The organism is Robinsoniella sp. (assembly GCF_034124845.1).
Window position 1 is genome coordinate 1 of the sequence record NZ_JAWYAJ010000210.1, and the last position, 9,243, is coordinate 9,243.

The window sequence follows — 9,243 nt, forward strand, 5'->3', positions numbered from 1 at the left end:
AAGGAAAATAAATAGAGCAGTACGCATCAGATTGATAATCAATCTATGCAGTACTGCTCTAAACAATTATAGTTTTACCGATATAATCCTTGTAACCAGACAGATGTATGGTTCCGGTGTATTTAGTCACATTTTAACAATTACCTTGTCAGGGATCAGCTTTCTCTATTTGTCAACAAATATTCTTACGGTTGTTCCATCCGCTGCCTCCACATTTACAAAATCCCCTTCAATTTCAGCATCCAGACATTCTGAAATGGCATCCATCATGCTGCTAAGATCTACGCCTTCCAGATCCTTTTCCGGTATAGGAAGCTTGCCGGTTACTTTCAGAATTTTTTTGATAGCACCCACAGGAAATTGTATGTTCACCTTATCTCCTGAGATACTGTCTACAATTATACGAAACATTTTTTTATCATAACCGCACTTAGTAACTTTAGCCGGCATAACCGGTAAATCAATATTCATAGCTGCCATCAGTTCTGCAGCCTGTTCAGCCGTTATGGTACCTTCTTCTACCATTTTTAATATTCTTAATCTTTCATCCATGATCAATCTCCTTTTAGACTATTTTAACTGGGCAATCGCCTGTTCTGCTGTTATTTCACCGTTTTCAAGAGCTTTTAAAATCTCATCTCTTTTCAAGGTCTGTTCGTCAGGGCCCGATTCATATCCTAATTTCTTAATTATGGAATCCAGTTTGGATCGGACAGTGGGATAGGATATACCTAATTCTTTCTCCACTTCTTTAATATTCCCACGACACCTGATAAATGTCTCTGTAAAATACAATTCCTCATCGGACAAGTAATCGAATTTGCTGAGCTTGAAACTATTTTCAATCACGGTATCACAGGAATCACATTTTAGTCTTGCGACGGTCAGCTCATGATTACATACAGGACAGCGGCTAATGATCTTTTTCATCTCATCACTACCTTTCTATATATGGTTATGTTAAATACAACTATAATACTCAATATTAAATATGTCAATGTAAAAATTAATATATTTAATATAAATATTAATATAATGTATATTATAATTGAAAATGTGAATATGAATCTATTTGACAGATCAAATGAAGAGATCAACTGGATATGAACTCGGTGGGGATGGGAGATAGAGGAAAGGCTTTTAGTCCTAAAATTACAATACTTTTACATCGGCTTTAGATTTTCCTCTAAACGAGCGGTCATCCACGCTAAACGTTTGATACGCCCGGCATCGGTCTTAGCATCCAAATAAGCTCGGGTATAAGTTTTTTTCACCGATGGTGACATATTTTGAAAGTTTGTATATGCCAATTCATTGTCCTTCAGCAATTCCGATATCAATTCAATTTGTTCATCTGTAATAGCGGATGGTTTCGCCGCAGAATCCCACTGGCCATTGTTCTTTGCTTCTTCAACTTTAGCTCTTCCAAAATCTGTCATAATTCCGCGCTTTTCCAGGCTTTCTACCAGAGTTTTGTTTTTCTCTGACCATTTGCTGCCTTTTCGGCGTAGTGAGAAATATTTTATATATGACTGATCATCTATCCGCTTCATAACCCCATCGATCCAACCAAAGCAAAGAGCTTCTTCCAGTGCATCACTGGCTTTCAGGGTTACAATTTCCTTATTTTTTCCAAACAACAGCCAAACACCTTCGCTGTCCTGGCCATGATTTGACAGCCAATTTCTAAATTCATCTCTTGTTTTAAAATGTAAAGGTTCGCTCATATTTTGTACCTCCTTAAACTTATAATGAAATATTCGGTTGCTCTCTGAATGATGGTTTTAATATACCATATTATAGGGGGAAAATATATAAAGAAATACTTAGATAGATGGATGGCAGAAAAAGTATATCATTCATGACAAATTTTCTGCTTTTCAATACACATGTAAAATAATTCTTTTTTTATATTGTATAATGATTAAAAAAGAAGGAGATTTGATATGATTCAGGATTTAGTGATGACAAAAAATTTATTTCTACTGGTTTGTATTATTTTATTAGTTATTATTATTGCCGTTTATGTTGTTGTGGGAATAGTATTAAGCAAATTGAATAAGGTTATGTATGGTTATTCAACTCCTATGGCTTGGATACCTTGCTGTAATATCTATTTATTAGGAAAGTTAACATTTAATAAATGGGTTGGGTGGTTATTACTTATACTTGGAGTTTTATCATCGTCACAGCGATATAAGATAAGCGGGAATGAAATCGTAAGTTATTCTTATTTACCTTTTGAGATAAGCCCCGCGTTATCTGTTATATATTCTATAATCATGATTGGGTTGTTTATATATGCGATTATTAAGTATTATAGATTGAAATAGCAGCAGCTAAAACTAGCTTATTCATAAGTTTTGGCCGACTATTATTGAAGTAAATTCCCTGTTTTATTGGTCATATATTTTATTTACGCAAAATTTTATCCATTGATTTACCCTTTGCAAGTTCATCTATAAGCTTATCCAGATACCGTATTTCTTGCATCATAGGTTCTTTAATATCTTCCACCCGTACACCGCAAACGGAACCTTTTATCAACACTCTGTTAGCATTTAGAACAGGGGCATTCTGGAAGAAGGTGGCATAATCAATTTGGTTTGTCAGCATTTCTTCCAAGTCTATTTGCCGATAGCCTGTTAACCACCGGATGATCTCATCTACCTCATCTTTGGTGCGTCCCTTCTTCGTTGCTTTGTTAACCAGCAGGGGGTAAATCTTTGAAAAACTCATTTGATATACTTTATCGTAACTCATTTATTATTTCTCCATTTCTATAAGTCTTCACTACTATATCTTTTCATTATGCTGCATCTTGTTTTTTCCTTTTTGGGGAGTCTTAGAGAATCATAAACTTTGCCATGATCTCTATTATCAACTTTACATTGTTTGCAATCGGCTCTGTTCCATCCACAAAAATAATAGGGCATTTCATACTTTGCAGCCAGGTATCCGTTTTTTCCATTGTACGAGTTGCAACAAATTCATAAAATTTCCGTTCTTGTTCGTACATGTCTCCGCCTTCTAATACACGATCACCAAATTTGTTTATGCTTCTTTGCTTTACGCGATTAAGTCTTATTCCAAGCGGTACTTTTATATATATAATGCAATCATACATGGCATTAATCGTGTTGCCATAATCACAATTTACAGATGACAAAATAAACCGGTGGTACTTTTTAATATCTGCTGATAAAAGAGCCAGAACTTCTTCTCTGGTATGAGAATCTGCATATGGGATAACAGAATCTCTGAAGTAATAATTCTCAATATCCATATGCTTATATCCAAGCATAGCAGAAAGTTGCCTGCCTAATGTAGTTTTCCCGCTGCCATTTCCACCTGCAATAGCAATTCCATGATACATTTCCATCACCTCTCATATTCTATTATGTATTAACGCCTTCCCTAGATCCGATCCAACAGCAATTTAGAAAACTCATCGGTATCTTCGAGTGCTCTCTGTTTGAGCAATCCACACTTTGCATACAGCAAATAGGCCCGTGTTTCCCTTTTCTGAAGTTTATAACGTGATTTTCTTTACAGCACCGTTGGTAATGCCTAATGCTTGGGTAAGGGCCTTGGCATTCATGGGCTCATGGGCAGCGATGGCCTCAATCGTTTCTAAGATTTCATTATATTGTTTCATGAAAACTAACATGTCTTTTTATTTATTTTAGCTCCTAAATAAAATACTGTCAATTCTACGATAGAGGATAACCTTATTTTAGCGTTTTGGACAACGAAATTTAGCTTTCATATTGACTTGTTCTATGCTAATTTGCTATAATTCTTGAAACGATAACTAGCGAACATGCTCCCAAGAATTTCTGTGTAAAATAAGTAATAAAAATAACGAATGAAAAATAGAGGATACTATGAGAAACGATATTATCTTAACATTTGCCAATCTGCTCGTTGGTAACAAAATTGATACTCAAACCATTATCCACTCACTCAAGCTTATTTGCGATAATTTTTTATTTGACTGTGGACTTCTTTATGAAAATGACCCTCAAAATTCTTTGTCTTTAAAAGAACACTACAATCCATGTCATATGCAGGTTCGTCAGAATATTTTAGTTGAAGAAATTTCGGCTGAAATCTGTAGTCAATTAAAAACTGCGCCTTTCATTTATGTCAGCAAAACGAAATGTTCTACCACTAATTTTGCGCTGAATCACTATTTCTATGCAAATTCTGTTATTATTTTGCCATTATTCGATGAGGATTCGAGTATATGTGGTCTTATTGTATTATTGGATATCCATGAGAAAATACGAATAGATGATTATGAATTAGAAAGTTTAACTGCGATCTTAAATATGTTATCACGTTATGTCAGTATCCGGTTATACCAAAATAAGTTGGGGTTTGCACGTAAATCACTGGAAGGTATATTAGACAATACCGGAATTGATATATATGTCAACGATTTTTATACTCATGAAATCCTTTATGTTAATAAATCAATGGCAGCGCCATATGGTGGAATCAGCGCGTTTGAAGGAAAAAAATGTTGGGAAGTTCTTTTTCCCGGAACAACTGGTCAGTGTGAATTTTGTCCTCAAAAGGAATTAATAGACGAACATAACAATCCAACTAAAATTTATTCCTGGAATTATCAGAGATACTTTGATGGGGCATGGTTCAGAGTATTCAGTGCGGCTTTTAGATGGGTGGATGGAAGGCTTGCCCATGTTGTAAGCAGTGCAGATATCACAGAAAATAAAAGAAATGAAGAGATTATTAAAAATATGGCTAACTATGATCCGTTGACAAAGCTGCCTAATCGCAGATTACTAGTTGCCGACTGTGAAAAACGTATAAATCTTGCGGTCGAAAATGAAAAAGGATATGTGCTGTTTTTTGATATTGATGGATTTAAGTCAATCAATGATTCACTGGGACACGATGCGGGAGATGAATTTTTAGTTAATCTGGGTGAGTTTTTTAATAGCATCCCAATCCTCAAAGACTGTATTTATCGTAATGGGGGAGACGAATTTGTAGCTATCATTAATGGCAGCATAGAGGAGTCAGGCTTGATAACTTTATTAAATTATATATTTGAACGTTTCAAAAAACCCTGGAATCTTAAAACAGGGAATATTATTTGTAATACGAGTATTGGTATCGCATGTTATCCTGAAGATGGTGTAACTGCGGAGGAGCTTCTTTATAAAGCAGACCAGGCAATGTATCAAGTAAAAAAAGCAGGTGGGGGAGGTATTTGCTTCGGAAGAGATATAAATTGTAAAACAAATCAGAATTCAGAAGATGGATAATTGCTATACCATAAAAAGTTCAGTAAAGACCAAGATATTCCACTTTAGAGAACAGTCCGTAAAGTAATGTGTATGAAAATAGTCATAAAAGCCGTTTCAGATGAAACTACGTTTTTATGACTATTTTGTTTTTATGAGAATATTTGCAAATATTGTTTATTGTTGCCGTATTATTTCAAGTATATTGTCATTTGCTTTTATCCCAATCATTGGAACGATAATATTTTCTTTTTTAAGCTCGATACAAATTTTATCCATAAATAATACCATTCCATTGATTTCCATAGGGGCATGAAGATGAGAGAACAACACTCAGAAATTATTGCTTCAACAGATATACGAAGAATCAAACGGAAGAACAGATGGAAAATGCACTTAAACTAAAAGCATAAATATTTACATGATTATTTAGGCAATCAAGGGCAATCAAAAACCAAAGTATAAAAAAAGTGGAAAACCTCAGTTAACACTAAGATTTTCCACTATCCAAAGAGCAGTCCGTAGGGGAATCGAACCCCTGTTTCCGCCGTGAGAGGGCGGCGTCTTAACCGCTTGACCAACGGACCTCATCGCTTGGTACTTGCATATCATATACCATTTTAGAAAATTTTGCAAGTACTTTTTTTGATTTTTTTCAAATTTTTTTGCAAATTACGACAATTTTAAATTCCAGTGTGTATTTTAGGGGGTTTTTAAGGTATTAGCAGCATGTGATCAGCAAAAATGAAAAGCACTGGACAAATTTATGGTTTGGAACTAATATAAAGTTATCGATAAAATATTTCCTGTAACGGAAGACAGCGGGGCAGCAATTGAGCAATAGTGCTGTGCATCACAAAGCAGAGAATTTTGCTAACATTTTTACAAGGGAGGAAAGAAAGATGAAAGGATCTAACGCAAAGAGAATATTAGGGCTGCTGTTTGCCATCGTTTTTATTTTAGGTGGAATCGGCGCTTTGGGAGCGAATAATGCGGAAGCAGTGACAGGAAGTGCCTCTGCTTCCAATAAACAGACATCAGAAAGCAAAGATGACAAAAGTAAAGATGATAATAGCAAAAATGACAAGAGCAAAAATGACAAAAGCAAAAATAAAGAATTAAATGTACACTTTATTGATGTGGGCCAGGCGGATTGTATACTGGTGGAGTCAGCGGGGAAATTTATGCTGGTTGATGCGGGAAATAATGATGATGCAGACACCATAATAGATTATCTGAATGACCAGGGTGTGAAAAAGCTGGATTATGTAATTGGGACACATCCCCATGAAGACCATATTGGGTCTTTAGATACCGTAATTAATACATATGATATTGATACTTTGATCATGCCGGCTAAAGCTCATACGACTAAGACCTTTGAAGATGTGTTATCTGCAATTGAAAAGAAGAAATTAAGTATAACCAATCCTGTTCCGGGGAAAAAATACAAGCTGGGGGATTCTGAATTTACCATACTTTCACCTGAAAAGGGGAAGGACTATGGTGATAATTACAATAACTGGTCCGTGGGGATTAAGCTGGAAAATGGGAATAATCGTTTTGTGCTCTGCGGCGATGCTGAAAAAGATTCAGAGAAAGACATGCTGGATTCCGGGATCGATCTGAAAGCGGATGTATTAAAACTTAGCCATCATGGAAGCAGGACGTCCACAACGGATGCATTTTTAAAAGCTGTAAAGCCAGAATATGCGGTTATCAGCGTAGGAAAAGATAATGATTACGGACTTCCGGATGAAGAAAGCCTGGAAAAGCTAACTCAGAATAAAATTAAGTATTTCAGGACAGATGAACTGGGAACAATTGTGGCATCCAGTGACGGCAGTTCGATTAAGTGGAAATATACTACCGCAAAAGACAGTAAAAACGGTAATTCAGGAGAAGTAAAGAGCAGCCAGAGTGAGAAACAGACCAGTGAATCAGCAACAGAGGCTCCGGCAAAGGGAATGGATTATATGATTAATAAAAATACCGGCAAATTCCATAAGCCTGGCTGTTCCTCAGTCAATCAGATGAATGATTCCAATAAGCAGACTTATAATGGAAGCAGAGATGATTTAATAAGCAAAGGTTATGATCCATGTAAAAGATGCAATCCTTGACGCCGCTGCTTGCAGCGGGGTTTTGACTTCCAAAAGGAACCCTTATTAAATAAGTAGGGGTTCTTTTTTCTGCCGGATAAAAAGCAGGGAAGAAACGGGAAAGAAGCGACGATTTGATTTTTACTTGCATTTTTAATCAGGATGTTGTTATAATAGCGGTTAGGTAAATGTTAAGTTATGAAAGGATAATGAAAATGGCAAAGCAAACGATGACATATGATGCGAGCAGCATCTCTGTACTGGAAGGCCTGGAAGCAGTTCGTAAGAGACCGGGTATGTATATAGGCAGTGTTTCCAGAAAAGGCCTCAATCATCTTATATATGAAATTGTAGATAATGCAGTGGACGAGCATCTGGCAGGTTTCTGTGACCGGATTGAAGTAACGCTGGAGAAAGACGGTTCCTGTACGGTTAATGACAATGGCCGGGGTATTCCGGTAGGGATGCACGAGAAAGGAATGTCAGCAGAACGTCTGGTATTTACCACACTTCATGCAGGAGGAAAATTTGATGATTCCGTATATAAAACAAGCGGTGGGCTGCATGGCGTAGGTTCTTCTGTCGTAAATGCATTATCTACGTATCTGGATATTAAGGTAAGCCGGGAAGGTGCAATTCATCATGACCGTTATGAAAGAGGGATACCGGTTATTGAGTTGGAAAATGGTCTGCTGCCGATTATAGGGAAATCCAGAAAGACAGGAACGCTGATTAATTTCCTGCCGGATCCGGAAATATTTGAAAAGACTAATTTTGCGGCGGAGGAAGTAAAAAGCCGTCTTCACGAAACTGCTTATTTAAATCCTACGCTAACGATTGTATTTGAGGACAGGCGGGGAGCAGAAACAGAACATATTGAATTCCATGAGCCCGATGGAATTATTGGATTTGTTAAGGACTTGAATCAACATAAAGAGGCACTTCATGAGCCTATTTATTTTAAAGGGGAGTCGGAAGGAATTACGGTAGAATGTGCATTCCAGTATGTGAATGAATTCCATGAAAACGTACTGGGCTTTTGTAATAACATCTATAATGCGGAAGGTGGAACCCATTTGACCGGGTTTAAGACAACCTTCACCACCGTAATGAATAATTACGCAAGAGAATTAGGAATTTTGAAAGAAAAAGATGCGAACTTTACCGGCGCGGATATCCGAAATGGATTGACGGCTGTTATTTCAATCAAACATCCTGCACCGCGTTTTGAAGGACAGACGAAAACCAAGCTGGATAATCAGGATGCGGCGAAGGCTTCCGGAAAAGTGACGGGTGAGGAAGTTGTGCTGTATTTTGACCGGAATCTGGAAACTTTAAAAAGTGTGCTTTCCTGTGCGGAAAAGGCTGCTAAGATTCGAAAATCCGAAGAAAAAGCAAAAACGAATATGCTGACAAAGCAAAAATATTCATTTGATTCCAATGGAAAACTTTCCAACTGCGAAAGCCGTAAACCGGAGCAGTGTGAGATCTTCATCGTAGAGGGCGATTCTGCGGGTGGCTCAGCCAAAAATGCAAGAGACCGTAATTATCAGGCGATTCTGCCAATCAGGGGTAAGATTTTAAATGTGGAGAAAGCAAGTATAGATAAGGTGTTGGCAAATGCAGAGATTAAGACAATGATTAATGCTTTTGGCTGCGGCTTTTCCGAAGGTTATGGCAACGATTTTGATATAACGAAACTGCGCTATAATAAAATCGTTATTATGGCAGATGCCGACGTGGATGGTGCCCATATCAGCACACTTCTGCTGACCCTGTTTTACCGGTTTATGCCGGATCTGATCTATGAAGGACATGTATATATAGCTATGCCGCCATTGTATAAGGCAGTTCCATCCAGAGGT

9 protein-coding genes and 1 tRNA gene are annotated in these 9,243 nt (G+C 37.0%); 4 read left to right on the plus strand and 6 right to left on the minus strand.

Annotated elements, in window-relative coordinates:
• Nucleotides 1-165: 165 nt before the first annotated feature.
• The 3 genes from ACH2DQ_RS09990 to ACH2DQ_RS10000 form a co-directional block, all read right to left on the minus strand.
• Nucleotides 166-552, minus strand: coding sequence for a hypothetical protein (locus ACH2DQ_RS09990; protein ID WP_395026607.1), 387 nt, complete (start codon nt 550-552; stop codon nt 166-168).
• An 18-nt stretch (nt 553-570) separates the two neighbouring features.
• On the minus strand, nt 571-930 hold the full coding sequence (locus tag ACH2DQ_RS09995) for a DUF2089 domain-containing protein (RefSeq protein ID WP_395026609.1): 360 nt from the start codon (nt 928-930) through the stop codon (nt 571-573).
• Nucleotides 931-1,163: 233 nt separating this feature from the next.
• Nucleotides 1,164-1,727 carry a YdeI family protein gene (locus ACH2DQ_RS10000; RefSeq protein ID WP_395026611.1) on the minus strand — a complete coding sequence of 188 codons (564 nt, stop codon included), beginning with the start codon at nt 1,725-1,727 and terminating at the stop codon, nt 1,164-1,166.
• Nucleotides 1,728-1,946: 219 nt separating this feature from the next.
• On the opposite strand from ACH2DQ_RS10000, the gene ACH2DQ_RS10005 reads away from it, so the two are divergent.
• Nucleotides 1,947-2,333 carry a hypothetical protein gene (locus ACH2DQ_RS10005; protein ID WP_395026613.1) on the plus strand — a complete coding sequence of 129 codons (387 nt, stop codon included), beginning with the start codon at nt 1,947-1,949 and terminating at the stop codon, nt 2,331-2,333.
• Between the two features lie 79 nt (nt 2,334-2,412).
• On the opposite strand, the gene ACH2DQ_RS10010 is transcribed toward ACH2DQ_RS10005, so the two are convergent.
• Together ACH2DQ_RS10010 and ACH2DQ_RS10015 are read right to left on the minus strand one after the other, a co-directional pair.
• Entirely contained in the window at nt 2,413-2,763 is a 351-nt protein-coding gene (locus ACH2DQ_RS10010; protein ID WP_395026615.1) for a DUF2200 domain-containing protein, read from the minus strand.
• 82 nt (nt 2,764-2,845) lie between these two features.
• A complete protein-coding gene (locus ACH2DQ_RS10015) occupies nt 2,846-3,376 on the minus strand; it encodes an AAA family ATPase (protein ID WP_395026617.1) in 531 nt (176 codons plus the stop codon).
• Between the two features lie 511 nt (nt 3,377-3,887).
• Here ACH2DQ_RS10015 and ACH2DQ_RS10020 point away from each other — a divergent pair.
• The gene (locus ACH2DQ_RS10020; protein ID WP_395026619.1) at nt 3,888-5,297 is read left to right on the plus strand and encodes a diguanylate cyclase domain-containing protein; all 1,410 of its coding nucleotides are present in this window, start codon (nt 3,888-3,890) and stop codon (nt 5,295-5,297) included.
• Between the two features lie 494 nt (nt 5,298-5,791).
• Here ACH2DQ_RS10020 and ACH2DQ_RS10025 read toward each other — a convergent pair.
• Nucleotides 5,792-5,863, minus strand: a tRNA-Glu gene (locus tag ACH2DQ_RS10025).
• 315 nt (nt 5,864-6,178) lie between these two features.
• Here ACH2DQ_RS10025 and ACH2DQ_RS10030 point away from each other — a divergent pair.
• Together ACH2DQ_RS10030 and ACH2DQ_RS10035 are read left to right on the plus strand one after the other, a co-directional pair.
• The gene (locus tag ACH2DQ_RS10030; RefSeq protein WP_394916213.1) at nt 6,179-7,399 is read left to right on the plus strand and encodes a ComEC/Rec2 family competence protein; all 1,221 of its coding nucleotides are present in this window, start codon (nt 6,179-6,181) and stop codon (nt 7,397-7,399) included.
• A gap of 194 nt (nt 7,400-7,593) precedes the next feature.
• Nucleotides 7,594-9,243 (plus strand): type IIA DNA topoisomerase subunit B (locus tag ACH2DQ_RS10035; RefSeq protein WP_395026622.1); only part of this gene is annotated, 1,650 nt, incomplete at its 3' end.

What these genes read in the sequence shown, in the direction of transcription:
- ACH2DQ_RS09990 (WP_395026607.1), bottom strand. Translation starts at nt 552, where the DNA reads ATGGATGAAAGATTAAGAATATTAAAAATGGTAGAAGAAGGTACCATA.
- ACH2DQ_RS09995 (WP_395026609.1), bottom strand. Translation starts at nt 930, where the DNA reads ATGAAAAAGATCATTAGCCGCTGTCCTGTATGTAATCATGAGCTGACC.
- ACH2DQ_RS10000 (WP_395026611.1), bottom strand. Translation starts at nt 1,727, where the DNA reads ATGAGCGAACCTTTACATTTTAAAACAAGAGATGAATTTAGAAATTGG.
- ACH2DQ_RS10005 (WP_395026613.1), top strand. Translation starts at nt 1,947, where the DNA reads ATGATTCAGGATTTAGTGATGACAAAAAATTTATTTCTACTGGTTTGT.
- ACH2DQ_RS10010 (WP_395026615.1), bottom strand. Translation starts at nt 2,763, where the DNA reads ATGAGTTACGATAAAGTATATCAAATGAGTTTTTCAAAGATTTACCCC.
- ACH2DQ_RS10015 (WP_395026617.1), bottom strand. Translation starts at nt 3,376, where the DNA reads ATGTATCATGGAATTGCTATTGCAGGTGGAAATGGCAGCGGGAAAACT.
- ACH2DQ_RS10020 (WP_395026619.1), top strand. Translation starts at nt 3,888, where the DNA reads ATGAGAAACGATATTATCTTAACATTTGCCAATCTGCTCGTTGGTAAC.
- ACH2DQ_RS10030 (WP_394916213.1), top strand. Translation starts at nt 6,179, where the DNA reads ATGAAAGGATCTAACGCAAAGAGAATATTAGGGCTGCTGTTTGCCATC.